Source organism: Nocardiopsis mwathae (genome assembly GCF_014201195.1).
GTDB classification, from domain to species: Bacteria; Actinomycetota; Actinomycetes; order Streptosporangiales; family Streptosporangiaceae; genus Nocardiopsis_C; species Nocardiopsis_C mwathae.
Genome location: NZ_JACHDS010000001.1, coordinates 5,104,388 through 5,129,969 on the forward strand (window position 1 = coordinate 5,104,388; position 25,582 = coordinate 5,129,969).

Below are 25,582 nucleotides of genomic sequence, written 5' to 3' on the forward strand. Positions count from 1 at the left end.
GCGGGCCGGATCGAACGAGGTCGACTGGGCAGTGGAAGGAGGGCCGCGGGAGACCGCGTCCCTCTTCGTTTTCAAGTTTAGCGCCCTCGAAGGGGTGCTCGGGCCTGCGTGGAGGCGGGCCCGAGCACGGGGGTCACTCGGATTCGGTGAGGGTCACGTCGATACCGCCGACGAGGTCGGACGAGAGGTTGTAGAGCATCGCGCCGACCGTGGACAGGGCGGTGATCAGGATGATGTTGAGCGCGCCGATCAGGCCCGTGTAGCCCAGGACGCGGGCCGGGGAGAACCAGCCGGCCGGGTTCAGCATCGGCTCCTCTCCCTCGCCGCTGTCGGCGAGCTGGACGAGAAGGCTGGTCAGCGCGTCGAAGACGCCGAGCGTGGACAGGATCGCATACGTGACGGCGACCGCCACGAACAGGATGATGAAGCACACGAGGGCGATGACGAAGCTGAACTTCATCACCGACCACGGCTCGATCCGGCTCACCGCCAGGTGAGCCTTGCGGGCGCTCGGCGTCGCCTTGACGGCCTTCGATCCATCCTTCGGTGCCGACATCGGCACACCCCCCTGCTGGGATTCGGACTGCACCGGAGCCTCCGCTACCGAATCGGGTTCGTCGTCACGGGCCGAGCCCACTGAGCCCACTGAGCCCACTGAGGCGGCAGCGTCACCTGCGTCTCCTGAGTCGGTCGAACCGGCCGACTCGTTCGGGGTGGTCGCGGCCGACGTGTCGTCCCGCGAACCGTGGCCGGCCTCGGTATCGGCCGGTTCAGCCTCGGGTTCCGGGGCGGACGCCGCGCCGGACTCCCCTCCGGCCTCCGGCTCGGGCTCCTCGGGCTCCGTTGCCGAGCTCTGGTTCCGGTCGGCGGGCGCGTCGGTGCCGGACCCCTGGCCGGCGTCGACGCCGTCCGCCTCCCCTGCCGGTTCGGTGACGTCGTGGGCCGATTCCTCCGTGCCCTCGTCGGCGACCTTCACGTCGGCCGACGCCGCAGCGGCGGATTCCCGTTGAGCGTTGTCAGACTTAGCCACGTTACCGCTGGTCTTTCCATGTGACGGGTGAAAACCGGGTCAGGGGGATCGGGGCCGGGCCGGGCACCGCGGGCGGGCCGCCCGGCCCATACGGGAGTGCGGAGGACGGCCCACGACCGTGCGCTCCGCACCCCTCTCTACATCATCATGCTCCTAGAGCCGACTAACGCCGACGCTACGCCTCGGGGTTCGCGGCGCCGCCGCTCCCGGGCTCCGCCGCCTCCTCCTCGGCCACATCGATCTCGGCCGCATCGACGTCCTCGTCGTCGGCTTCGGCGTTGCGGGCGATCGCCACGACGTGGTTGCCCTTGTCGAGGTTCATCAGCCGGACGCCCATGGTGGCACGCCCCGACTGCTTGATCTCCGAGCTGCGGGTGCGGATCACGCCGCCGTTGGAGGTGATCGCGAAGACCTCGTCCTCCTCCGGCGAGACCATCAGCGCGCCGACCAGCTTGCCGCGCGCCTCGACGACCTTGGCCGTGAGAACGCCCTTGCCGCCGCGGTTCTGGGTCGGGTACTGGTCGGACGGGGTCCGCTTGGCGTAGCCGCCCTGCGTGGCCACCAGAACGTCGGCGGGGCCGTCGCTCTCCCGGATGACGTCCATGCTCAGCAGGTAGTCGCCCTCCAGGAAGCGCATCCCGATGACGCCGCTGGTGGCGCGCCCCATCGGGCGCAGCGACTCGTCCGAGGCGGAGAACCGGATGGCCTGGGCGTCGCTGCTGATCAGCAGCAGGTCGTCGGTCGGGAAGACCAACCGGGCCGCGATCAGCTCGTCGTCCTCGCGCAGGTTGATCGCGATGATGCCGGCCGAGCGCGCGGAGTCGAAGTCCTCCAGGCGCGACTTCTTCACCAGGCCGTTGCGCGTCGCCAGCACCAGGTACGGGGCGGCGTCGTAGTCGCGCAACGCCATGACCTGAGCGATTTCCTCGTCGGGTTGGAACTCCATGAGGTTGGCGACGTGCTGGCCGCGGGCGTCGCGGGCCGCCTCCGGCAGCTCGTAGGCCTTCGTGCGGTACACCCGGCCCTTGTTCGTGAAGAACAGGATCCAGTTGTGCGTGGTCGTCACGAAGAAGTGCTGGACGATGTCGTCCTGCTTGAGCTGGGCGCCGCGCACGCCCTTGCCGCCGCGCTTCTGTGCCCGGTAGTTGTCCAGCCGGGTCCGCTTGGCGTACCCGCCGCGGCTGATGGTGACGACGACGTCCTCTTCGGCGATGAAGTCCTCCATACGCATGTCGCCCTCGAACGGGACGATGTGCGTACGGCGCTCGTCGCCGTACTTCTCCACGATCTCGCGCAGTTCGGAGGCGACGATGCTGCGCTGCCGCTCCGGCGAGCCGAGGATGTCGTTGTAGTCCTCGATCTGCGCCATCAGCTCGTCGTACTCGTCGGTGAGCGCCTGGGCCTCCAGCGCGGCGAGCTTGCGCAGCTGCATGTCGAGGATCGCCCGTGCTTGGACGTCGTCGATCTCCAGCAGCTCGATGAGGCCGGTCTTGGCCTCGTCGGCCGAGGCGCTGGCCCGGATGAGCGCGATGACCTCGTCGATGCGCGCGATCGCCTTGAGCAGCGCGCGCAGGATGTGCGCCCGCTCCTCGGCCTTGCGCAGCAGGTAGCGGGTGCGCCGGACGATGACCTCGATCTGGTGCTCGACCCACAGCCGGATGAGCTGGTCCAGGCGGAGCGTCCGGGGCACGCCCTCGACGAGGGCGAGCATGTTGGCGCCGAACGTGTCCTGCAGCTGAGTCTGCTTGTACAGGTTGTTCAGCACGACCTTGGCGACCGCGTCGCGCTTGAGGACGATGACGAGCCGCTGGCCGGTGCGGCCGCTGCTCTCGTCCTTCACGTCGGCGATGCCGGTGATCTTGCCGTCCTTGACGAGCTCGGCGATCTTCAGCGCCAGGTTGTCCGGGTTGACCTGGTAGGGCAGCTCGGTGACGACGAGGGTCTGGCGCCCGCGCGCGTCCTCCTCGACCTCGACCACGGCGCGCATGGTGATGGAGCCGCGTCCGGTGCGGTAGGCCTCCTCGATGCCGCGGCGGCCCACGATCAGCCCGCGGGTGGGGAAGTCGGGGCCCTTGATCCGCTCGATCAGCGCTTCGAGGAGTTCCTCGTCGGAGGCCTCCGGGTGGCTCAGGTACCAGTCGACGCCGGCGGCGACCTCGCGCAGGTTGTGCGGCGGGATGTTGGTGGCCATGCCGACCGCGATGCCCGCGGAGCCGTTGACCAACAGGTTGGGGAAGCGCGCCGGCAGCACCACGGGCTCGCTGGAGCGGCCGTCGTAGTTGGGCCGGAAGTCGACGGTCTCCTTGTCGATGTCCCGCAGCATCTCCATGGCCAGCGGCGCGAGCTTGCACTCGGTGTAGCGCATGGCCGCCGCGGGGTCGTTGCCCGGAGAGCCGAAGTTGCCGTTGGGGTCGACCAGCGGCATCCGCATGGACCACGATTGGGCGAGCCGCACCAGGGTGTCGTAGATGGCGCTGTCGCCGTGCGGGTGGTAGTTGCCCATCACGTCGCCGACGACGCGGGCGCACTTGAAGTAGCCGCGGTCCGGCCGGTAGCCGCCGTCGTACATCGCGTACAGGACGCGCTGGTGCACCGGTTTCAGGCCGTCGCGGACGTCGGGCAGCGCGCGGCCGACGATCACCGACATCGCGTAGTCGAGGTAGCTGCGCTGCATCTCGACCTGGATGTCGACGGGCTCTACCCGGTGGGCCACCACCGCGCCGGCCTCGTCTGGGGCTTCGGGAGTGTTCGCATCCGCCACGGGATCAAATGTTCCTTTACTGGTGGAGTCTGTTCTTCCGCACTACCGCACGAAACGAACGCGAGGTCAGATGTCGAGGAAGCGCACGTCACGGGCGTTGCGCTGGATGAAGGAGCGCCGGGATTCGACGTCCTCGCCCATGAGCACGCTGAACATCTCGTCGGCCTGCGCGGCGTCGTCGAGCGTCACCTGGAGCAGCACGCGCCGCGCCGGGTCCATGGTGGTGTCCCACAACTCGTTGGCGTTCATCTCGCCGAGGCCCTTGAAGCGCTGCACGAGGTCGCGCGGGCGCGGGTCCTTCTTGCCCGCCGCGACGCCCGCGGCGATGAGCTCGTCGCGCTCCCGGTCGGAGAAGGCGTAGTCGGCGTCGGCACCGCGCTGGTCCCACTTGATCTTGTAGAGCGGGGGCTGGGCGATGTACACGTAGCCGGCCTCGATGAGCGGCTTCATGAACCGGAACAGCAGGGTCAGCAGAAGCGTGCGGATGTGCTGGCCGTCGACGTCGGCGTCGGCCATCAGGATGACCTTGTGGTACCGCAGCTTCTCGATGTCGAACTCGTCGTGGACCCCGGTGCCCATGGCGGTGATGATCGCCTGGACCTCGTTGTTCTTCAGGATCCGGTCGATGCGCGACTTCTCGACGTTGAGGATCTTGCCGCGGATCGGCAGGATCGCCTGGTAGTGCGGGTCCCGGCCGCCCTTGGCGGAGCCGCCCGCGGAGTCACCCTCGACGATGTAGACCTCGGACATCTCCGGGTCGGTCGACTGGCAGTCCGACAGCTTGCCGGGCAGCGAGGTCGACTCCAGCAGCGTCTTTCGCCGGGTGAGGTCGCGCGCCTGGCGGGCGGCGACCCGGGCACGGGCGGCCTGGTTGGCCTTGGTGACGATGTCCTTGGCCTCGCCGGGGTTGCGCTCGAACCAGTCGCGCAGGTGCTCGTTGGCCACGCGCTGCACGAACGACTTGGCCTCGGTGTTGCCGAGCTTGGTCTTGGTCTGTCCCTCGAACTGGGGGTCGGCCAGCTTCACCGAGATGATCGCGGTCAGGCCCTCGCGGATGTCGTCGCCGGTGAGGTTGTCCTCCTTCTCCCGCAGCAGCTTCTGGTCGCGGGCGTACCGGTTGACGATGGAGGTGAGCGCCGAGCGGAACCCCTCCTCGTGGGTGCCGCCCTCGGCCGTGTTGATGGTGTTGGCGAAGGTGTGCACCGAAGAGGTGTAGGACTGGTTCCACTGCATGGCGATCTCGACCGAGATCCCCTCGCCCTCCTCCTCGAAGGAGATGATCGAGGCGTGGGACGGCTCCTTGCTGGCGTTGATGTGCCGGACGAAGTCGGCCAGGCCGTTCTCGTAGTGGTAGGTGTGGACGACCGGGGCGTCGCCGGTGAACTCCGGGCGCTCGTCGCGGATGGTGATGGACAGCCCCTTGTTCAGGAAGGCCGTCTCCTGCATCCGCCGCGCGAGCGTCTCGAAGTTGTAGGTGGTGGTCTCGAAGATCGAGCTGTCGGCCCAGAAGGTGATCTGGGTGCCGCTCTCCCCGGTCTCGCCGTCCTTGCGGAGGTCGCCCGTGGGGTGGGTGAGCTCATACTCCTGGCGCCAGATGTGTCCGTCCTTGCGGACCTCCACCTCCAGCCGGGTGGACAGGGCGTTGACGACCGAGACGCCGACACCGTGCAGACCACCGGAGACCGCATAGGCCTTGTCGTCGAACTTGCCGCCGGCGTGGAGGGTGGTGAGGACCACCTCGACCGCCGGACGCTTCTCCACCGGGTGCGGGTCGACCGGGATGCCGCGGCCGTTGTCGGCGACGCGGACGCCGCCGTCGGCCATCAGGGTGACCTCGATCGCGTTGGCGTGGCCGGCGAGGGCTTCGTCCACCGAGTTGTCGACCACTTCGTAGACCAAGTGGTGCAGACCCCGCTCACCGGTGGAACCGATGTACATGCCGGGGCGTTTACGTACCGCCTCAAGCCCTTCGAGAACTGTGATCGCTGAAGCGTCGTAGGCCAAGTGGAAACACCCTCCTGCTAGGGACGCGTTGGGGACGGTCGGAGCGTGGACACGGTGGCCCCGGGGAGAGGCACGCCGACAGACAGCCCCACGCCGGACACCGCTCACAAGCCCCAGATCCGGCCACCCACTCTTGGGGCGAGCTTTACCGGCGGAAGCGTCCGAAGAACTCCCCCCATGATACCCCGCACACGACAGGAAAGTGGCACCCACGGCGCTGTGCCGCTCCACAACGAACGAACGGGACGGGACCCGAGTCCCCACACGCGGGAGGCCCCGTGATCAGTTCCGCGACGCGTTCAGTGGCCGTTGCGGAGCCGACCCCGTCCGCGGCCCGGCCCCTGCACCCTGATGGTGTGGACCGTCCCGTCGCCGAGCTCCTCGTTGAGGCGGCGCAGGAGGTCGCGGGCCATGGCCCGGGCGTTCGCGGCCATCGTCGCGGAGTCCGCCGCGATCACCAGCTCGCCCCCCTCATAGGAGACCGGCCGCAGGTGCTGGGCGTTGAACTCGCCGACGATCTCCGCCCACCGGCCGAACACCCCGCCGATCGCGACCTGCTCCTGCCAGCCGTGCTCGACCAGCCACGCGCGCACGGCCTCGCCGAAGAGCTGCGGCTCGTTGCGCGACCGGACACGGGCGCGGCGGGTACGCCGCGGCCGCCCGTCGGGGGAGGCACCGCGCTCCTTGGCTGCGGCCCTCGCCGCAGCCAGCGCCTGGCGGGCGAGATCGGCACCGCTCAGCGCGCCGCCTCCCCCCGCTTCCTCCACAGGCTGTGGACGCTCCGGCTCACTCACGGGTCACCTCCCCCTCGTGCACCCGGAACCGGGCACCCTGCAGCTCGTCGGGGATGTCCGCGGCCACGGCGGCGCTGACGAGCACCTGCTCGGCGTGGCGGACGTGCTCGGCCAGGCGGCGGCGACGCTCGGAGTCGAGCTCGGCGAAGACGTCGTCGAGGATGAGGACCGGGTCGTCGCCGTCCGCGCGCAGCAGTTCGAAGGCCGACAGCCGCAGCGCCAGCGCGTACGACCACGACTCCCCCTGGCTCGCGTACCCCTTGGCCGGCAGGTCGTCGAGGTTGAGCAGCAGGTCGTCGCGGTGCGGGCCGACCAGGCTGACGCCGCGCTGCAGCTCGGAGCCGCGGGCCTCGGCCAGGGCCGCCCGCAGCAGGTCGGCCAGGCGGTCGCGGTCCGCGGGAAGGTGCGGGTCGTCGGGCGCCGCAGAGCACCGGTACTGCAGTACCGGTGGGCCGCCCGAGGTGGTCAGCTCACCGTAGGCCTTGGCGGCCAGCGGCTGCAGCTCGGCGACCAGGGCCAGCCGCGCCGCGAGCAGCTCGGCGCCGGCCTCGGCCAGGTGGTCGTTCCACACGTCGAGGGTGGACAGGTCCGGCTCGGTGCGCTGCTTGAAGTACCTGGCCGACGCCGATTTGAGCAGGGCGTTGCGCTGCTTGAGCACGCGCTCGTAGTCGGAGCGCACCCCGGCGAACCGCGGCGCGCGGGCGACCAGGAGCTCGTCGAGGAAGCGGCGGCGCTCGCCCGGGTCGCCCTTGACCAGGGCAAGGTCCTCGGGGGCGAACAGGACGGTGCGCAGCACACCCAGGACGTCGCGGGGGCGGGTGGCGGGGGAGCGGTTGAGCCGGGCCCGGTTGGCGCGGCCTGGGTTGATCTCCAGGTCGATGACGGCCTGGCGGTCGTCCTTGACCACGGCGGCCCGGACGATGGCGCGCTCGGCCCCCTTGCGGACCAGGGGCGCGTCGGTGGCCACCCGGTGGCTGCCGAGGGTGGCGACGTAGCCGATGGCCTCGACGAGGTTGGTCTTGCCCTGGCCGTTGGGGCCGACGAAGGTCGTGATACCCGGGCCGAGCTCCAGGTGGGCGGCCTCGTAGGAGCGGTAGTCGGCCAGTTGCAGGTGCGAAACGTACATCCGGCCTCTTTCTCCTCGTCCGTTCCATTCGCCCCATACCCTCGTGTTTCCCGTGGGACACGAGGGCGACCGGGAGGGAAAACCTACCGCCCGCCGACGTCCGGGCGGACGGGTGGGGCGCCGACGCACGGCGGAGCGGCGCCCCTCGGGCGGTGGTCGATGACGAGGCTAGGAGCGGGGGGTGCGCACGGGGTCGTCGGTGGTCTTGGTCACCGCGTGGCCGCCGAACTGGTTGCGGAGCGCCGCGATGACCTTCATCGCCGGGCTGTCCTCCTGGCGCGAGGCGAAGCGGGCGAACAGCGCCGCACTGATGACCGGGGCCGGCACCGCGTGGTCGACGGCGGCCTGGACGGTCCACCGGCCCTCGCCGGAGTCCTGGGCGTAGCCGCGCAGGTCGTCCAGGCCGGGGTCCTCCTCCAGCGCGCGGACCAGCAGGTCCAGCAGCCAGGATCGCACCACGGTGCCCTCGCGCCAGCTGTCGAAGGTGCCCGGGACGTCGTCCACGATGTCGGAGGCGGCCATGAGCTCGTAGCCCTCGGCGAAGGCCTGCATCATGCCGTACTCGATGCCGTTGTGCACCATCTTGACGAAGTGGCCGGCGCCCACGCCGCCCGCGTGCACGAAACCGCCGCCGGAGTCGGGGACGAGAGCGTCGAAGATCGGCTTGGCGCACTCGACGTCCTCGACGGAGCCGCCGACCATGATGCCGTAGCCGTTCTCCCGGCCCCACACACCGCCGCTCACACCGGCGTCGATGTAGGAGATGCCGGCCTGCTTGAGGGAGTCGGCACGCCTGCGGTCGTCCACATAGTGGGAGTTGCCGCCCTCGATGATGAGGTCACCGGCGGCCAGCAGGGTGGACAGCTGCTCGATGGCCTCTGCGGTCGGCTCGCCCGCCGGGACCATCAGCCAGACCGTGCGGGGCGCCTCCAGGCGCTCGACCAGCTCGGCGAGGCTGGCGACATCGCGCTGCTCGGGGTTGAAGTCGAAGCCGACGACGTCGTGCCCCTTGTCGCGGAGCCGCGCCGCCATGTTGCCGCCCATCTTGCCGAGGCCGACCATGCCGAGTTGCATTTGCGTGATCCCCCTGAACCACCTGTGGATAAGTCGCTAAGTCGCCGTATCCGCCCGCCGACAGGTCAGCTGGACAGCCGCACCGGCATGATCAGGTACCGGTAGTCGGAGGCGGCCGCGTCATCGGCCGGCTTGCCGGTGATGATCGCGGGCTTGGTCGACGTCGTGAACTGCAGCCGGGCGACGTCGGAGTCGATGGCGTTCAGGCCGTCGATGAGGTAGGCCGAGTTGAACGCGATCTGGATGTCCCCGCCCTCCAGCACGGCGTCCAGGACTTCCACAGCCTGTGCCTCGTCGCCGGTGCCGGCCTCCAGGACCAGGCGGCCCTCGGTGAAGTCCAGCCGCAGGGGGGTGTTGCGCTCGGCGACCAGCGAGACGCGCTTGACGGCTTCCAGGAACTCCGACTTCTGCACCTCGGCAACGGTGTCGAAGGAGTCCGGCAGCAGCGCGCGGTACTTGGGGAACTCCCCGTCGAGCAGGCGGGTGGTGGTGCGGCGGCCGCCGCCCTCGAAGCCGATCATGCCCTCGCCGGTGTCGGCTCCGGACAGCGCGATCGACACCTCGGCGCCGCTGGTGAGCGACTTGGCGGTGTCGTGGAGGGTCTTGGCGGGGACGAGCGCGACCGCGGACAGCTCGGGGTTCTCCGGCTTCCAGGTGAGCTCGCGGACGGCGAGGCGGTAGCGGTCGGTAGAGGCGAGCGTGATGGTCTCGCCCTCGATCTCCACCCGGATGCCGGTGAGCATCGGCAGGGTGTCGTCGCGGCCGGCGGCGACGGCGACCTGGCTGACGGCGGCGGCGAACGCGTCGCTGCCGACCGCGCCGGTGAGGCCCGGCATCTCCGGCAGCGTCGGGTAGTCCTCCACCGGCAGGGTGAGCAGGGTGAACTTGGCGCTGCCGCAGGCCACCACGACCTTGGCGCCGTCGGTGCTGATCTCCACAGTCTGTGGAGGAAGGTTGCGGGTGATCTCGGCGAGGAGGCGGCCGGAGACCAGGACGGTGCCCGGCTCCTCGATGTCGACCTCCACCGACACCTGGGCGGAGACCTCGTAGTCGAAGGAGGACAGCTTGAGCCGCTGTCCGCTCCCGCCCTCGCTCGCGTCCAGCAGCATGCCCGCGAGAACGGGCACCGACGGCCGGACCGGCAGGCTGCGGGCGGTCCAGGCGACTGCGTCGGCCAGTACGTCGCGTTCGACCCGGAACTTCACCATCCGACTCGCTTTCCTCAGATCACCTAGGGGAGCCCCCTGTGGAGAAGCACGCCAGGAGGGGACGGCTTCACACGGTACCCGTAGTCGACCGTCCTCGGTGCCCGCAACGCCTCAAGTGGGCCGACCGGTCGGGGCTGCGGCCGGAGGACGTCGGGCCGGGGCGGGCTTGTCCACAGATCTGGGGGAAACCTGATTGAGAAGCCACGTGAGTTCTCTAGGAAGGCGTCGTAGTAATAGGGGCTGTGGATACTGTGGATAAGCACTGTCTCCGCAGGTGAACGGCGATTTTTTATCCACCGCGCCTGTGGGCGGAGCCTGGGGACAACTCGGCGTTCTGTGGACGGGGATCGGCGCTCCACACGTTGTCCACGGGTTATCCACCGCTTATCCACCGGTTATCCACGGGCTGCCCACAAGGTCCGGGGATCGGTCGTCCCATGGTCGGTCGCGTTACCCACAGTCCGCCCACAGGTCGCCCACAGGACAGGGGCTGTTGTCCCCAGGGTTATCCACGGGTTATCCACAGAAAGCGGCCCAGTTCTGGGGATAATCGGCGCGGTTCACCCGCGCGAAGCCGGGGAAATCGGGGTCAGATGTTGCGCGACTGCTGCTTGATCCGGTTGGTGAGCTCGGTGACCTGGTTGTAGATGGAGCGCCGCTCGGCCATGAGCGACCGGATCTTGCGGTCGGCGTGCATGACCGTGGTGTGGTCACGGCCGCCGAACTGCTGGCCGATCTTGGGCAGGGACAGGTCGGTGAGCTCGCGGCAGAGGTACATCGCGATCTGCCGGGCGGTCACCAGGACCCGGGAGCGCGACGTGCCGCACAGGTCCTCCACGCTGGTGCCGAAGTAGTCGGCGATCTCGGCCTTGATGGCCGCCGCCGTGATCTCCGGTCCCTCGTCGTCGGGGATGAGGTCCTTGAGCACGATGCCGGTCAGGTGCAGGTCGACCGACTGCCGGTTGAGGCTGGCGAAGGCGGTCACCCGGATGAGCGCGCCCTCCAGTTCGCGGATATTGGTGGAGATCTTGCTGGCGATGAACTCCAGGACCTCCGGTGGGGCGGCCAGCCGCTCCTGGGCGGCCTTCTTGCGCAGGATGGCGATGCGCGTCTCCAGCTCCGGCGGCTGGACGTCGGTGATCAGGCCCCACTCGAACCGGTTGCGCAGCCGGTCCTCCAGCGTGACCAGCTGCTTGGGGGGCCGGTCGCTGGAGATGACGATCTGCTTGTCGGAATTGTGCAGGGTGTTGAAGGTGTGGAAGAACTCCTCCTGGGTCTGCTCCTTGTTCTCCAGGAACTGGATGTCGTCGACCAGGAGGACGTCGATGTCGCGGTAGCGGCGGCGGAAGCCGTCGGCCTTGCCGTCGCGGATCGAGTTGATGAACTCGTTGGTGAACTCCTCCGAGCTCACGTAGCGCACCCGGGCACCGTCGTACAGGCGCTGGGTGTAGTGGCCGATCGCGTGCAGCAGGTGTGTCTTGCCCAGTCCGGACCCACCGTAGATGAACAGCGGGTTGTAGGCCTTGGCCGGCGCCTCGGCCACGGCGACCGCGGCCGCGTGCGCGAAGCGGTTGCTCGACCCGATGACGAAGGTGTCGAAGGTGTACTTCGGGTTGAGCCGGGCGAGCTCGCCCGAACTCTGCGGCTGGGTGTCGCCATCGACCTCGCCCCCGGGGACCTCGTGCCCCGGGGGGCCGGGAGGAAGGGCCGGCTCCGGTGCGCTGTCGGCGGACGTGGGCGGCGCGACCGGTGTCTCCCAGCGGTTCGGCGCCAGGAGGTCCTCTCCCCGGTCGTAGTGGTGGACGGGGCCCTGCTGCCCCGAGGGCTGTGGATAACCGGCGGGGTCGTGCGGGGACGGCGGCGCGTGGTGGGCGGCGGGCGGCTCGGGGAAAGGGGGCGGCGGCGTGGAGGCGGGGCGCGCGAACGGCCCGCCGGGGAGCGGTTCCTGGGGGTGGGGAGGGAGCGGCTCCTGGACCGGCGGCGCGGCCGGGACGTCGCGGGGCACGGCCGGGGGTGTGGGCGGCGCCGGCTGCACGGCGGTCGGGTCGACGGTGACCGCGACCCGGATCTCGCGGCCCAGCGCGGCGGAGAGTGCCTGGCTGATGGCCGGGCGCAGGCGCGTCTCCAGGATCTCCTTGGCGAACTCGTTGGGTGCGGCCAGCAGCGCGGTGTCCTCGATGAGCCCGAGTGGCCGGGTCTGCGGGAGCCACGCCCGCTGCTGTGGGGGAAGCGTGCTGTTGTCGAGGCTGTCCAGCACGCTCGACCACACCATTGGGAGGTTGACCTGTGCCTCAGACACGGTGACCTGCCACGGTTCGTCCCCTTTTCGCCTGGTCTTCTGCTTGTCCTGACACACCCGGGCGCGACCGCCCCGGACGCACCATTGTCCCCGCTGCTCGGACCCGTGCGGGACGGGGACGCCGACTCCGTCGCCAAGGGTGGCCTGTGGGTAACCAGGGGGCCGACTGTGGATTGGCTGTGTACGGCCGGCGCCACGTTCACGGTGCGGATTCTCCGCCTGCCGGGCGGGCTTCCACAGCTTTCGGCAGGCATCCACAGGTTGTGCACAGCTTCGTACACAGCCTCTCAGAAGCCCGACGGTGTCGGCGACTTATCCACAAACCGCAGTTCAAGCGGAGAGCAGGTTGGGGGTAAGGGGAGTGAATCCACAGGTCGGGGCGCGGAGCGCGGTGGGTTTTCCACCTTCCACGTTATCCACAGCAGCGCGTGGTTTGGGGGAAGTCCACCGGCTGTGGAGAAGAGGTTGTCCACAGACCCGGATTTCTGTGGACAGAGCGGCCGCGTGGGGCGGGGTGCGTGCCCGTGCCCCGGGCGACCCCCGGCGGGCGCCGGGTAGGCTGGACGGGGTCCGGGGGCGCGTCGTCCCTGGTGGTGTGCTGTCGCCGATTTGACCGGTGCGGGCGCAACCCGTATCTTCTTTATGCTTGAGTCGCTATCTGTCTGTGACCCGTGCTCTCGTCTGCACAGGTACAGCCGTGGCGGCGCGAGCGGGCGATGTTCTTCAACAGCACTCGAACGTCCCCGCGACGTCGACCAAGCCTAGACATCTCGGCCCCGCCCGCGGGGTCGTAAGCCCGTAGTACTTCCTTAGACGCCCCTGGAGTCCAGCTGTGAGCAAGCGTACGTTTCAGCCGAACAACCGGCGCCGCGCGAAGGTCCATGGTTTCCGCCTGCGTATGCGCACTCGCGCCGGCCGCGCGATCATCGCCTCGCGCCGGAACAAGGGGCGCGCGCGGCTGACCGTGAGCCACTAGGCGCCACGAGTCGATCGACGACCGTCAAGGACCGGTCTGCCCGCCCGGCAGCCGGTCCTCTTCGTGTGTTCAAGGACCGAATCGATGTTGTCGCCCCGAAACCGCATGCGGCACAGCGCCGAGTTCGGCCTTGTCATGCGCAAGGGAAGGCGTGCCGGGCGCCCCGCGCTCGGGCTCGTCTACCTCGCCTCCCCGCCCGGCGCCACCGAGACGGACCGGCCCCCGCGGGTGGGGTTCGTCGTCAGTAAGGCGGTCGGCGGGGCGGTCGTCCGCAAGCGGGTGCAGCGGCGACTGCGCCACCTGATGCGGGATCGGGTCGGCCATCTGGCCGGGGGTAGCCTGCTAGTAGTGCGGGCCAAACCCTTGGCCGCGTCCCTTGGATACGACGCCCTCGCCGCACAGCTCGACAGCGCACTGAACGCGGTGACGCGTCCCCGGGAGAAGCGGGTTCATGACCGACGGTAGACCTGATTTCGCGGCGCGACTGCTGACCGTGCCCATACGGGGCTATCAGCGGTTCATCAGTCCGTTGTTCCCTCCGGTCTGTCGCTTCTATCCGTCCTGCAGCGCCTATGCGGTCGAGGCGCTGCAGGAGCACGGCGCGGCGCGAGGCCTCTGGCTGACCGTCCGCAGAATCGGCCGCTGCCACCCCTTCCACCCGGGCGGGCTCGATCCCGTTCCTCCGGGGCGGAGCGCGCGTGTCCACGAGGCGGACGACGCGGGTCGCGGGACCGGCGGTGACGTGGAACCCGGCTCAACGGGCCTGTAGCAACCGAAGGAAAAGGGAGTTGGCCGGTGCTGGACTGGCTTTACAACATCGTCGGCTGGGTGCTGATCCAGATCCACGCGGGTTTGACGTTCATCGGGCTGAACCCCGATAGCGGCTTGGCGTGGGGTCTTGCGATCGTTCTGCTCACCGTGCTGATGCGCGTGATCATGGTTCCGCTGTTCGTGAAGCAGATGCACACGCAGCGGAAGATGCAGGACATGCAGCCGCAGATGATGAAGGTGCGGGAGCGCTACAAGCACGACAAGCAGCGCCAGCAGCAAGAGATGATGAAGCTCTACCAGGAGAGCGGCACCAACCCGGTCATGGGCTGCCTCCCGTTGCTGCTGCAGATGCCGGTCTTCTTCGCCCTGTTCAACGTGCTGCGGAACGTCGCCGAAGGCAACGCGCGTTACGGCTTCACCGAGGAGCTCGTGCACAGCGCCCAGGGCGCCATGATCTTCCATGCGCCGCTGGCCGCGCAGTTCACCAGCTCCGCCGCTGACCTTCAGCAGTACGGGGCCGACCCCGTGATGGCGAAGATCGTCATCGCCATCGCGTGTGTCGTCATGGGTACCACGACCTTCCTCACCATGCGGCAGAGCATCCAGCGGAGTGCGGCGCAGATGCCGGACAACCCGATGATGCAGACGCAGAAGATCATGATGTACCTGGCGCCGGCGTTCGGCCTCTTCGGTCTCGCCATGCCGATCGGTGTGTTGATCTACTGGGTCACCTCGAACGTGTGGACCATGGGACAGCAGCACTTCCTCTACAAGAAGCACCCCGCGACCACTCCCGCGACGGCCGGGGCCGGCGGTAGCTCGAACGGTTCCGCGAAGGGCCTGTTCGGGAAGCGCACGGAGTCCGAGCCCGAGCCGGTCGAACAGCCTAAGATCGAGCGTAAGCAGCCGAAGAAGAAGTCGCGGGCGAAGCGTGGCGGCGGGAACCCGCGGAAGTAGGGTCAGCGACGGTATCGGTGGCGCGTAGGCGGAACAGGCCCTGGACACGCGCGGCCGGCCGACCGGGATGTGAAGGAGACAGCTCGCTTTGAGCAACAGCAACAGCACCACGGCCGAAGCGGAGGAGATCCGCGGCAGTGTCGCGGTAGCGGACGCCCCCGAGCAGGATGACGTCGAGCCCGAGGTCGACATCGAGGCGCTGGAGCGCGAGGGCGACATCGCGGCGGACTACATCGAGGGTCTGCTGGACATCGCGGACTTCGACGGTGACATCGACATGGACGTCGAGGGTGACCGAGCGATGGTCTCCGTCGTGGGTGCGACCCTCGACGAGCTCATCGGCGACAAGGGCGAGGTCCTTGAGGCCATGCAGGAGCTGACGCGGCTGGCGGTGCATCGCAGCACGGGAAGCCGCAGCCGTCTGATGCTGGACATCGGCGGCTACCGGGAGGGGCGCCGCAGGGCGCTCGCCCGTATCGGTGCCGAAGCCGCCGATGAGGTCAAGCGGACCGGCGAGGTCAAGCCGCTGGCGCCGATGACCCCCTTCGAGCGCAAGGTGGTGCACGACGCCGTCGCCGAGGCGGGTCTGCACAGCGAGTCGGAGGGTGAGGAGCCCAACCGGTACGTGGTCATCCACCCTGTGGATTAGTCGACTTCGGCGGCGTACGCCGAGGTTTCACGTGAAACTCCAGCGCCCTCCACGCGTAGGATCGTGGGGGGCGCTTCTCTGTGCCTGATCCCCGGACTTTCCGATGTCCGCCGTCCACGGCGGCAGGTCGACATCTCTCTATCTCGACCTGACGATCTACCGATGAAGAGACCAAGGTGATGACTCATGACCTCGGGTGCTGACACTGCGCCGCCGGAGAGGGCGAGTGCTCTGTTCGGTGGCGCCCTGCCTGTGGTCACGCGTTACGCGGAACTGCTCGCGGACGCCGGGGTAGAGCGCGGGCTGATCGGCCCGCGCGAGGTGCCCCGGCTCTGGGAGCGGCACTTGATGAACTGCGCGGTGGTCGAGGAGGTGATTCCGCAGGGGGCAGAGGTCATCGACATCGGTTCCGGTGCGGGGCTGCCCGGGGTCGTCCTCGGGATCCTCCGCCCGGATCTGCGGATCGTCCTCCTCGAACCGTTGCTGCGCCGCACGGTCTTCCTGCGCGAGTGCGTGGAGCTGCTGGGCCTGGAGAACGTGACGGTGCGGCGGGGGCGTGCGGAAGAGGCCAAGGGAGAGCTGCAGGCCGATGTGGTCACGGCCCGCGCCGTGGCTCCGCTCGCCCGGTTGGGGGGCTGGGCACTGCCCCTGCTGCGGCCGGGGGGTAGTCTGCTCGCACTCAAGGGAGAGCAGGCCGAGGCCGAACTCGAAGAGTCTCGCGCCGAATTGATGAAGCAACGCCCCTGCGTCGCCGATGTTATTCGGGTGGGGAGCGGTAAAGTCGATCCCGCTACCACGGTCGTTCGTGTCACTGTCACGTCCAAGGGCGACCAAGTCACTCCGTCCAGGCGGCAACGCGCGCCGGGCGGTAGGAATAAGCGCGGACGGAAGAGGTGAACTCATTCGTGCCCCACAACCAGTCCGACGGCACCCATGTTTCACGTGAAACACAGCACTGGGCTGACCATCCGTCGTTGACCGTGGATGTTTCACGTGAAACCGGGGTGGACATCATGGCGCCTTCGGCGCCCGTTGACGTGGAGCTCGACACGCCAATAGCGCGTGCTGCCCGCGCCGCGATGTCGGTGCGTGGCCATGTCGACGACGGTTGGCCCCGCCCGGAGCGCTGCCGCATCATGAGTGTGGCCAACCAGAAGGGCGGCGTGGGGAAGACGACGACGACCGTCAACATCGCGGCCTCGCTGGCGATGCACGGCAACCGTGTGCTCGTCGTCGACCTCGACCCCCAGGGGAACGCCTCCACCGCGTTGGGGATGGAGAGAGGGGCCGACTCGCGGTCCATCTACCACTGCCTGGTGGAGGACGAGGAGATCCGGAACCTGGCGCGCCCGGTTCCCAACATCGACAACCTCTGGTGCGTCCCGGCCACCATCGACCTGGCGGGCGCGGAGATCGAGCTGGTGTCCCTGGTCGCCCGGGAATCCCGGCTGAAGCGTGCGTTCGCGGCGTACGACACCGGCGAGCTGGACTACATCCTCATCGACTGCCCGCCGTCCCTCGGGCTCCTCACCGTGAACGCGATGGTGGCCTGCGACGAGGTGATGATCCCGATTCAGTGCGAGTACTACGCGCTGGAGGGTCTCGGGCAGCTGCTGCGCAACGTGGAACTCGTGAAGTCCCACCTCAACCCCGGGCTGGACATCTCCACGTTCGTGCTCACGATGTACGACGGCCGCACCCGCCTGGCGTCACAGGTTGCGGATGAAGTGCGCGGCCACTTCGGAGATCTGGTACTCAAGACGTTGGTGCCCCGGAGCGTCCGGGTCTCGGAAGCGCCGAGCTACGGCCAGTCCGTGATGACCTACGACCCGGGCTCCACCGGTGCTGTGGCCTACATGGAGGCGGCCAAGGAGATCGCCTACCGGGCGAGGACGAGCGCCGGAAACTGATCATGGGACGTGAAGGGAGACGTCGGTGAGCCAGCAGCGGCGCGGTCTGGGCAAGGGGCTGGGCGCCCTCATTCCACAGGGGCCTGCGGTTCCCCCCAGCACCACCTCGAACGGTTCGGGGCCCGAGCGGTCCCCCGAACTCGTCGGCGGCACCTACCTGGTGGAGATCGACGTCACGTCGGTCCGACCGAACCCGCGTCAGCCGCGGCAGCACTTCGATGAGGAGGCCCTGGAGGAGCTGAGGGCGTCCATCGCCGAGGTGGGTCTGCTGCAGCCGGTGGTGGTCCGCAAACTGGGGGCGGACCGTTACGAGCTCATCATGGGCGAGCGGCGCTGGCGAGCCAGCAAGGAGGCGGGGCTCGACCGGATCCCCGCGATCGTGCGCGAGACGGGCGACGACGACCTGCTGCGCGACGCGTTGCTGGAGAACCTGCACCGCCAGCAGCTCAACCCCCTGGAGGAGGCGGCCGCTTACCAGCAGCTGCTCGACGACTTCGGCGCCACCCACGACGAACTCGCCAAGCGCATCGGGCGGTCGCGCCCGCACATCACCAACACGCTGCGCCTGCTCAACCTCTCGCCGTCGGTCCAGCGGCGGGTGGCGGCCGGGGTGCTGAGCGCCGGGCACGCTCGGGCGCTGCTGTCGGTGGAGGAGTCCGAGACTCAGGACCGGCTGGCGCGCCGCATCGTCGAGGAGGGGTTGTCGGTCCGGGCACTGGAAGAGCTCATCGCACTGCGCGAGACCGGCGACGACCAGGCCTCCCGGCGCCGCTCCCCGGTCGGCAAGGAGCCGCAGCCGGAGATGGAGGAGTGGTCGCGCCGCCTTTCCGACGCCTTCGACACCCGGGTGAAGGTCAATATGGGCCGCAGCAAGGGCAAGATCGTCGTGGAGTTCGCGACGATGGAGGACCTTGAGCGCATCATCGGCGCGATGGCACCCGAGGCGACGGAGCGCTGAGGCGACCCGTCGCCAACTCGCCACATCGACAAATCGCTGCATCGGCCCGTATCGGCTCGCGGCGTGCAGCACCGGATCCATGGCTCCCGCCCGTCCGGCCCGCGCTGACGGACCGGACACGTGAAACGGCCCCCGAGGAACTCGGGGGCCGTTTCACGTGAAACATCGTTGGGAGGCGGGGCCGCCTCCCGGCGCCAGGAGCCTACATGACCTCCTGGAGCTCCTCGACCAGCTTGCGCTTGGCCTTGGCGCCCATGATCTGCTTGACGACCTCGCCACCCTTGAAGACGTTCATGGTCGGGATACGCATGATGCCGTAGTCGCGGGCCACGTTCGGGTTCTGGTCGACGTTGAGCTTGACGATGGTGAGCTTGTCGCCGTGCTCATCCGCGATCTCCTCCAGGATCGGGGCGATCTGCTTGCACGGCGCGCACCACTCGGCCCAGAAGTCGACGAGCACCGGCTTGTCGCTCTTCAGCACATCGGCTTCGAAGCTGGCGTCGGTGACCTCTTTGAGCTCGGCCACGATGGGATCTCCTCACAGATTGGAATCGGTGTCGGGCATCGTCGGTACGTGTACGCCGTGCCGACGGCAGTGCGCGGTCGCCGGTGGTCGGCGATCCATCCGCTGCGTGTCAGTCGCCCTGCTCGGCCAGGAAGCGCTCGGCGTCCAGAGACGCGGCGCAGCCGGTGCCGGCTGCGGTCACAGCCTGACGATAGGTGTGGTCCACCACGTCTCCCGCGGCGAACACGCCGGGGATCTTGGTCTTGGTGGTGGGGAAGTCGACCGCGAGGTAGCCCTCGGAATCGAGATCGAGCTGGCCCTCGAACAGCTCCACCCGCGGGTCGTGGCCGATGGCGATGAACAGACCCGTGACGTCGAGCGTGCTCTCCGCACCGGTCCCGGTGTCCTGCAGCCGGACCCCGACCGCCTTGCCGTCCTTGCCCAGGACCTCGGTCACCTCGCTGTTCCAGACGAAGCGGATCTTGTCGTTGTTGAACGCGCGCTCCTGCATGATCTTGCTGGCGCGCAGCTCGTCGCGGCGGTGGATGACGGTGACCGACCGGGCGAATCGGGTGAGGAAGGTGGCCTCCTCCATGGCGGTGTCGCCGCCGCCGACCACGGCGATGTCCTGGTCACGGAAGAAGAAGCCGTCGCAGGTCGCGCACCAGGAGACGCCGCGGCCGGAGTACTCCTCCTCACCGGGGACACCCAGCTTCCGGTAGCCGGAACCGGTGGCCACGATGACGGTGTGCGCACGGTAGACATCCTCGCCCACCTTGACGACCTTGGGAGTGGCCGTGAGGTCGACCTCGGTGACGTCGTCGGCGACCAACTCGGCGCCGAAGCGCTCGGCCTGCTTGCGCATGTTGTCCATGAGGTCGGGCCCCATGATGCCGTCGGGGAACCCGGGGAAGTTCTCGACCTCGGTGGTGTTCATCAGGGCGCCGCCGGCGGTGATGGCGCCCTCGAAGACCAGGGGCCGCAGCTCGGCCCGGGCCGCGTAGACGGCCGCGGTGTATCCCGCCGGACCGGATCCGATGATGATTACGTTACGGACGTCGCTCACGCTCGTGCGCCCTTCGATTGCTGGCTGGTAGCTGTCAGCTCGGTGTCGGGGAAGTCGTTCACTACCAACAGATGGTAGGTGCGCCCCATTCCCACGAGACCCGGGCGGCGCATGTGAGCTGTTCGTTTACCCACATGTCGACACGTGGGCGGAGGGTTCGTCGACAAGCCGACATACGGACCGCGGCGTGCGGTGGCGGTCTCGTCCCCGGGTGTCGTCCCCGGGAGGGGCCGAGGGCGTGCTCAGCGCTCCGTGACGGTGGCCCGGGCGAGCACCGTGTCGCCCGCCCCGCCGGCGCATCCCGGTGAGACGACCAGCACATCGTAGGCGGTGGAGCCGGCGGGGCCGTCCGCGCCACCGTCGGAGCCGCCGGCGAAGTACATGACCCAGGCGTCCAGGGGGGCGCCGTCCCCCTCGGGCCGGAAGGTGGCGAGGTCGACCATGGACAGGTCCTCCCGGCTCCTGTCGAGCCGCTGCAGGCACGCGGAGGGGTCGGGGGTCTCCTCGTCCAGGTACTCGGGTTTCGGAGCGTCTGCGGGGCTCTCAGCGCCGTGGGTGGTCTCAGGGGAGGCCGCCAGCACGTCCTCGGCCTGGGTGGCGAGAGCCGAGGCGGTGTACTCGGTGCCGCTCTCCACGACCCGGAGGCGGTAGGGCAGGGCGGCGTCGGGCGCGCCGCCGTCGTGCTCGGCGTCGAAGGTGTGCTCGACGGGGTCCGGTGCCATCATGCCGCGGATGACGGCGGCACCGCCACCGATCACGAAGACCGCGGCGGCGGCAGCGGCGAGGTAGGGCATCCAGCGCGCCGGGCCGGTGCGGGGCCGCAGCGGTGCGACGGCCCCTCCGCCGGCGGAGGGCGGTTCGGGCGTCTCGGCTCCGCTCCGCAGCCGGGCGTTCGCCTCGCGGCTCGCACGGAGCTGTTCGGCTTCGGCGCGCAGCACGGCCTCCAGGCGTGCGGCGACATCCTCGGGAAGTGGGGGTGCCGGTGCCTCCGCGAGCATCCGTGAGACGTCGGCCAGCGAGCTCAGCTCCGCGGCGCAGCTCGGGCAGCCGGCGATGTGCTCCCGGACCAAGCGCTCCTCATCGTCGTCGAGGAGTCCTTCGGCCGACAGGGCGAGGGTCTCCGCGTCCACATGAGACGTCACGGTCTCCGGTCACCTCCTCTCGGAGATGTGACGTCTCGGGAGGCTTCAGGGTTCCTCAGATGAACGAGATATGGGAGAAGTCGCGCCCTTCCTCGCGCGCACCGGCTCTTCACCGTTCCGGCGGCGACGTCGAGGATGTCGGCCGCCTCGTCGACCCGGTAGCCCAGCATGTCCACCAGGACCAGGGCGAGCCGCTGCTCGGGGGGCAGGCGGTCGAGCGCGGAGTGCACGTCCATGGCGGAGTCGCTGCGCCCCGTGGGGTCGGGGGCGGTGGCGCGGGCGCGCTCGTTGGACAGGACGTCGAGGGTGGCGTCGTCGGTGGGCACCGAGGGCCGCACCATCTTGCGGCGCATGCGGTCATGGCAGGCGTTGATGACGATCCGGTGCAGCCAGGTGCTCACCCGAGCCTCGCCGCGGAACCGGTGTGCGCCGCGGAACGCGGACAGGAGGGCGTCCTGGAGAGCGTCGGAGGCCTCTTCGGGATCGCCGAGAACGCGGATGGCGACCGCCCACATGCGTTCACGGTGCCGCCGGACGAGTTCGTCGAAGGCCCGGTCATCGCCTTGGGCGTGCCTGGACATCAACTCCTTGTCCGGGAGCTCCTGGACCGCGTTCATCACCTTGTGTCACGTATTCCCGAGCAGCTTGACCTCGTTGATCGTCCCCCGGTACTGGCCGTCTTGGGGAAGTTCAGTGAACCATACGACGATGTAGCGCCCCTTGGCAGGTTCGGCAAGCTTAACGGTTTCCTCCCCGCTGGCCCCATTCGCGCCTCCGGCCGACGTCAGCGACTCCAGCTCGGGGGCGTTCCCGACCAGGATCTCCAGGTTCGCCGGTCCGGCCGTGCCGAGGACCAGGTCGACCTGGTGCAGCTCGACCTCCTCGCCCATGTCGATCAGGAGACCGACGCCGCTCTTGAGGTTGCCGAAGGTGGGGCTGTTGTAGCCCTCGGTCTTCCACTCGGTGGAGGGGTCGCCGTCGAGTGCGTTCTTCGCGTTGCCGTCGTGCTCGCTGCCGTCGCCGGGCGGAGGGTCGAAGCCCGTGGCGCTCGCCGGGGAGAGCTCGGTCAGATCGGGCTCGTCCTCGTCCTTCTTCCCGTCGTCCGGCTTGTCGTCGGTGGTGTCGGAGGTCCCGCCGTCGGCCGAGGGAGCGTCGGATCCGCCGATGCTGCTGCCGATGGTCCACGCGCCCGCGACCACGGCGACGAACACCAGCAGGGCGACGACGCCCAGCACCGCCTTGGTCACCCGCGACGGTCCCGGGGAGTCCTCCGGACCGCCCGGCTCGGGGGAAGTGCGGCGACGGCTCGGCGGCGGGGGTGGCGCGGGAGCGGCGGCGAACTCGCCGCTGTGCCGGGAGGTGCCCTGTTCGGTCGGGGGAGTCGCCGGACCGGCGGTCATCGCCGCGGGGAGCGGCACCATGCGCGGCACGTCGGCCAGCGCGTCGGCGACCGCGCGCGGGGTGGCCAGCGGGCCGCCGCCCATCGGCGCCTGGAACGCCGCCCGGCAGACGATCTCGTCGAGCCGGGCCGGGATCTCGGGCCTGAGCCGCGCGGGCGGGCAGGGGGCGCCGTTGGCCATCGGTGCCGGTCGCAGGCCGACCTGGGCGGCGGCGTCGGGCCAGTGGGCGGTGAGCGCGGCGTACAGGAGCCGGCCCAGGCCCTGGGCGTCGAGGGTGCCGGGGGCGGCCGGGGCAAGTCCGCGCAGTGCGGCGTCGGTGCCGATACCGGTGACCTTGATGGCGCCGCCGACGCTCCACATGAGCTTGCCGGGGGTCAGGTTGAGGTGGTAGAGGCCGGTGGCGTGTGCGGTGGCGAGTGTTTCGGCGGCCTCGGCGACCAGGCCGGCGGCGCGCTCGGGCGCCATCGGGCCTTGGGCGAGCAGGTCGGCCAGGGACTGGCCGACCACCCACTCCTCGACAACGTAGGGCAGGGCGGCGGTGTCGTCGGCGTCGAACACCTGGGTGACGCGGGAGTCGGCGATGCGGCTGGTGGCGCGGGCCGCGCGGACCACGTCGCCGGTACGCGGGAACCCCTCCGCGAAGGTCCAGACCGCGACGGGGCGGGCGAGGGTTTCGTCGGTGGCCTTCCAGACGGAGGCGCCACCGGTCTCACTGACGAGTTCGTCGAGCCGGTAACGGCCTGCGAGCCATGCGCCTGGCTCAATCATGAAGGTGCTCATGCCGGGAGTAACGGACACGACGGCCGGACGGCCCGGTGGACGGAACGGTTCCCGTGCCCGGGTTCTCGCGGAGGCATCCGGCCATGTCGGCTGTCCCAGGCCTCCCTTCGGGCAGCTCGGAGAAGGACGGGTGGGGCGGCGGATAACCGCTGCTCCATGCTAGGACGCGCGACCGGCGCCCCCGGAGGACAAGTACACCGGACTTCAGACGCATAGGGTCCCTTCAGGTGATCACGCACGGTCATCCACCGCTGTTGATCAGCGACGCAGCAGTCGGCTCCGCACCATTCCCAGCAGCGTTGTGACTTCCGTCACTCCGATTCGGCGCGCCACCAGGACGAACAGGACCGCTCCGACCAGCCCGCCCGCGGTGACGGCGGTGACGGCGGGCAGGACCGTGCCCGGCAGGGCACCGGAGACGGCGATCGCCGCCACCCCGAAGACCGCGCTGGGCACGGTGGCGACGTGCAGCAGCACCAGGGTGCGCAGGGTCCGCTTCCCGTCCAGTCCGTTCATCCGGTCCCGCAGCTTCCACCACGCCAGCACCGACCCGACGATGTAGTACAGGCCGTAGGCCACCGGCAGCAGCACCACGATCATCCGCGGCGGCACCAGGAAGAGCAGCGAGATCGCGACCGTGGCGTGCACGATCTCCGCCGGGATCGCGATCAGCGACGGCGTGCGGGTGTCGCCCAGCGCGTAGAACACCCGCTGCAGCAGCTGGAACAGGGTGAACGGGATGAGCATCAGCGCGAACACGGCCAGGATCACGCCGATGCTCTGCGCGTCCTCCACCGACGTGCTGCCGCGGGCGTAGATCAGCACGCAGAACGGGACGGCGAACACCGCCATCGCCACCGAGATCGGCACGATCAGCACCGACGACAGCCGGAACCCGCGGGAGAAGTCCGACCGGACCAGGTCCTTGCGGCCGTCGGCGACGTGCTCGCTCATCCGCGGCAGCAGCGCCGTGATCACCGACACCGCGATGATCGCGTACGGCATCTGGAACAGCATGAACGCGAACTTGTAGGCGGTGATCCCGGCGCCGGCCGCCGACTCCCCCAGTTCGGCCGCGCGCACACCCGCGCGGGTGGCGACGTTGGTGGTGATCAGCAGCCCGAACTGGGCGACGGCGATGTAGAGCATCATCCACGAGGCCGTGCGCACCGCCTCGCCCAGGCCCGACCCGCGCAGGTCGAAGCGGGGCCGCCAGCTGAACCCGGCGCGCCACAGCGCCCACACCAGCACCAGGCACTGCAGTACCTGCCCGGCCGTCGTGCCCAGGCCCAGCAGCGCGATCTGGCCCGACGTGATCGTCTCCGGCGTGCTGCCCGGACCGGCGATGACCAGGAACAGCCCGCCGACCGCGATGATCACCAGGTTGTTCAGCACCGGGGCCCACATCGGCGCACCGAAATGGTTGCGGCTGTTGAGCATCGCGCTGACGATGCCGCTCGCCCCGATGAAGAAGATCTGCGCGAGCAGGAATCGCGCGAGCTGAACCGCCACCTCGTGCTGGGCCGTGGTGAACTCACCCGCGTACAGCCGGATCAGCCACTCCGAGGCGATCAGCCCCACGACCGTGATCACCGCCAGCACCGCCAGCATGGCGGTGAGCAGCCGCTGCTCGGTGGCCTGCCCGCCGTCGGCGTCCAGCCTCTTGCGCTTCACCAGGAACGGCACGAACACACTGGCCAGCAGCCCGCCGATGAGCAGATCGTAGACGGCGAACGGCACCATGTTCGCCGTCTGGTAGGCGTCGCCGAGCAACTGGGTGCCCAGCGCCGCCGCCAGCACGATCGTCCGTATGAAGCCGGTGGCCCGGGAGAACACCGTGCCCAGCGCCATGATGGCGCTGGACCGCATGAGGTTCGGCGGTGCGGCGTGCGCGGCACCGCCGATCTCGTCCCCGTCCTCACCCGGACGGTCGGCCGTGCCGGCGTCGCCGACGTCGCGGGGGTCGCGGGTGGTGGCGAGCCCGGGCTCCGGCGCGCTCGCCGGTTCGGTCCGCTCGACCTCGTCGAGGACCTCCTCAGGGGTCAGGAGCCGGCCGTGCGGACGCTCGGGGGTCTGCTGGTGATCGTTCGACACCGTTCTCGACAATCTGTTTTCGGGGGGTGGGGCGAGCGCCGGGGCGTCGGGGGCAGGGGCCGCGACGGCGTGGCCGAG

Annotated in this window: 22 protein-coding genes; 8 read left to right on the forward strand and 14 right to left on the reverse strand. The window is 69.4% G+C overall.

Annotation, left to right across the window (positions count from 1 at the left end; translation table 11 throughout):
• Positions 1-133: 133 nt before the first annotated feature.
• The 8 genes from HNR23_RS27575 to dnaA form a co-directional block, all read right to left on the reverse strand.
• Positions 134-1,030: a DUF3566 domain-containing protein gene (locus HNR23_RS27575; RefSeq protein WP_343070665.1), complete on the reverse strand. Its 897-nt coding sequence runs from the start codon at positions 1,028-1,030 to the stop codon at positions 134-136.
• Positions 1,031-1,205: 175 nt separating this feature from the next.
• On the reverse strand, positions 1,206-3,791 hold the full coding sequence (gene gyrA, locus HNR23_RS22375; protein ID WP_184078442.1) for a DNA gyrase subunit A: 2,586 nt from the start codon (positions 3,789-3,791) through the stop codon (positions 1,206-1,208).
• Positions 3,792-3,857: 66 nt separating this feature from the next.
• On the reverse strand, positions 3,858-5,795 hold the full coding sequence (gyrB, locus tag HNR23_RS22380) for a DNA topoisomerase (ATP-hydrolyzing) subunit B (protein WP_184078444.1): 1,938 nt from the start codon (positions 5,793-5,795) through the stop codon (positions 3,858-3,860).
• Between the two features lie 299 nt (positions 5,796-6,094).
• Positions 6,095-6,589: a DUF721 domain-containing protein gene (locus HNR23_RS22385; RefSeq protein ID WP_343070666.1), complete on the reverse strand. Its 495-nt coding sequence runs from the start codon at positions 6,587-6,589 to the stop codon at positions 6,095-6,097.
• The gene (recF, locus tag HNR23_RS22390) at positions 6,582-7,715 is read right to left on the reverse strand and encodes a DNA replication/repair protein RecF (RefSeq protein WP_184078446.1); all 1,134 of its coding nucleotides are present in this window, start codon (positions 7,713-7,715) and stop codon (positions 6,582-6,584) included. The genes HNR23_RS22385 and recF overlap by 8 nt, the downstream gene beginning before the upstream one ends.
• A 168-nt stretch (positions 7,716-7,883) precedes the next feature.
• The gene (gene gnd / locus HNR23_RS22395) at positions 7,884-8,789 is read right to left on the reverse strand and encodes a phosphogluconate dehydrogenase (NAD(+)-dependent, decarboxylating) (RefSeq protein WP_184078449.1); all 906 of its coding nucleotides are present in this window, start codon (positions 8,787-8,789) and stop codon (positions 7,884-7,886) included.
• A gap of 65 nt (positions 8,790-8,854) precedes the next feature.
• A complete protein-coding gene (gene dnaN / locus HNR23_RS22400) occupies positions 8,855-9,994 on the reverse strand; it encodes a DNA polymerase III subunit beta (RefSeq protein WP_184080724.1) in 1,140 nt (379 codons plus the stop codon).
• A gap of 592 nt (positions 9,995-10,586) precedes the next feature.
• Positions 10,587-12,296 carry a chromosomal replication initiator protein DnaA gene (gene dnaA, locus HNR23_RS22405; RefSeq protein ID WP_184078451.1) on the reverse strand — a complete coding sequence of 570 codons (1,710 nt, stop codon included), beginning with the start codon at positions 12,294-12,296 and terminating at the stop codon, positions 10,587-10,589.
• Positions 12,297-13,128: 832 nt separating this feature from the next.
• On the opposite strand from dnaA, the gene rpmH reads away from it, so the two are divergent.
• From rpmH to HNR23_RS22445, 8 genes are all read left to right on the forward strand, one after another.
• The gene (gene rpmH, locus HNR23_RS22410; protein ID WP_184078453.1) at positions 13,129-13,272 is read left to right on the forward strand and encodes a 50S ribosomal protein L34; all 144 of its coding nucleotides are present in this window, start codon (positions 13,129-13,131) and stop codon (positions 13,270-13,272) included.
• An 84-nt stretch (positions 13,273-13,356) separates the two neighbouring features.
• Positions 13,357-13,737, forward strand: a complete 381-nt coding sequence (gene rnpA / locus HNR23_RS22415) for a ribonuclease P protein component (protein WP_184078455.1) — start codon at positions 13,357-13,359, stop codon at positions 13,735-13,737.
• Complete coding sequence (gene yidD / locus HNR23_RS22420) at positions 13,724-14,041, forward strand: membrane protein insertion efficiency factor YidD (RefSeq protein ID WP_184078457.1); 318 nt, start codon at positions 13,724-13,726, stop codon at positions 14,039-14,041. The genes rnpA and yidD overlap by 14 nt, the downstream gene beginning before the upstream one ends.
• Positions 14,042-14,067: 26 nt before the next feature.
• Positions 14,068-15,000, forward strand: coding sequence for a membrane protein insertase YidC (gene yidC / locus HNR23_RS22425; protein WP_184078459.1), 933 nt, complete (start codon positions 14,068-14,070; stop codon positions 14,998-15,000).
• Positions 15,001-15,127: 127 nt separating this feature from the next.
• Positions 15,128-15,649 (forward strand): Jag family protein, encoded by a 522-nt coding sequence (locus HNR23_RS22430; protein WP_343070777.1) that lies wholly within the window; start codon positions 15,128-15,130, stop codon positions 15,647-15,649.
• Between the two features lie 186 nt (positions 15,650-15,835).
• Positions 15,836-16,546, forward strand: coding sequence for a 16S rRNA (guanine(527)-N(7))-methyltransferase RsmG (gene rsmG / locus HNR23_RS22435; RefSeq protein ID WP_184078463.1), 711 nt, complete (start codon positions 15,836-15,838; stop codon positions 16,544-16,546).
• 182 nt (positions 16,547-16,728) lie between these two features.
• Entirely contained in the window at positions 16,729-17,559 is an 831-nt protein-coding gene (locus tag HNR23_RS22440) for a ParA family protein (RefSeq protein WP_184080726.1), read from the forward strand.
• A gap of 25 nt (positions 17,560-17,584) precedes the next feature.
• Positions 17,585-18,517: a ParB/RepB/Spo0J family partition protein gene (locus HNR23_RS22445; protein WP_184078465.1), complete on the forward strand. Its 933-nt coding sequence runs from the start codon at positions 17,585-17,587 to the stop codon at positions 18,515-18,517.
• Between the two features lie 202 nt (positions 18,518-18,719).
• Here the strand turns inward: HNR23_RS22445 and trxA are convergent, their stop codons facing one another.
• From trxA to murJ, 6 genes are all read right to left on the reverse strand, one after another.
• On the reverse strand, positions 18,720-19,043 hold the full coding sequence (gene trxA / locus HNR23_RS22450; RefSeq protein ID WP_184078467.1) for a thioredoxin: 324 nt from the start codon (positions 19,041-19,043) through the stop codon (positions 18,720-18,722).
• A gap of 109 nt (positions 19,044-19,152) precedes the next feature.
• A complete protein-coding gene (gene trxB / locus HNR23_RS22455) occupies positions 19,153-20,088 on the reverse strand; it encodes a thioredoxin-disulfide reductase (protein ID WP_184078469.1) in 936 nt (311 codons plus the stop codon).
• A 242-nt stretch (positions 20,089-20,330) separates the two neighbouring features.
• Positions 20,331-21,230, reverse strand: coding sequence for a zf-HC2 domain-containing protein (locus HNR23_RS22460; protein ID WP_184078471.1), 900 nt, complete (start codon positions 21,228-21,230; stop codon positions 20,331-20,333).
• Positions 21,227-21,847: an RNA polymerase sigma factor SigM gene (gene sigM, locus HNR23_RS22465; RefSeq protein ID WP_184078473.1), complete on the reverse strand. Its 621-nt coding sequence runs from the start codon at positions 21,845-21,847 to the stop codon at positions 21,227-21,229. The genes HNR23_RS22460 and sigM overlap by 4 nt, the downstream gene beginning before the upstream one ends.
• 9 nt (positions 21,848-21,856) lie before the next feature.
• Positions 21,857-23,410 (reverse strand): protein kinase family protein, encoded by a 1,554-nt coding sequence (locus HNR23_RS22470; protein WP_184078475.1) that lies wholly within the window; start codon positions 23,408-23,410, stop codon positions 21,857-21,859.
• Between the two features lie 258 nt (positions 23,411-23,668).
• Entirely contained in the window at positions 23,669-25,504 is a 1,836-nt protein-coding gene (murJ, locus tag HNR23_RS22475) for a murein biosynthesis integral membrane protein MurJ (RefSeq protein WP_184078477.1), read from the reverse strand.
• Positions 25,505-25,582 lie beyond the last annotated feature (78 nt).

Excerpts from the sequence above, each read along its gene's own strand:
- recF (WP_184078446.1), bottom strand. The coding sequence starts at position 7,715 with ATGTACGTTTCGCACCTGCAACTGGCCGACTACCGCTCCTACGAGGCC.
- gnd (WP_184078449.1), bottom strand. The coding sequence starts at position 8,789 with ATGCAACTCGGCATGGTCGGCCTCGGCAAGATGGGCGGCAACATGGCG.
- HNR23_RS22470 (WP_184078475.1), bottom strand. The coding sequence starts at position 23,410 with ATGAGCACCTTCATGATTGAGCCAGGCGCATGGCTCGCAGGCCGTTAC.
- HNR23_RS22440 (WP_184080726.1), top strand. The coding sequence starts at position 16,729 with ATGTCGGTGCGTGGCCATGTCGACGACGGTTGGCCCCGCCCGGAGCGC.
- sigM (WP_184078473.1), bottom strand. The coding sequence starts at position 21,847 with ATGAACGCGGTCCAGGAGCTCCCGGACAAGGAGTTGATGTCCAGGCAC.
- yidD (WP_184078457.1), top strand. The coding sequence starts at position 13,724 with ATGACCGACGGTAGACCTGATTTCGCGGCGCGACTGCTGACCGTGCCC.
- rsmG (WP_184078463.1), top strand. The coding sequence starts at position 15,836 with ATGACCTCGGGTGCTGACACTGCGCCGCCGGAGAGGGCGAGTGCTCTG.
- rnpA (WP_184078455.1), top strand. The coding sequence starts at position 13,357 with ATGTTGTCGCCCCGAAACCGCATGCGGCACAGCGCCGAGTTCGGCCTT.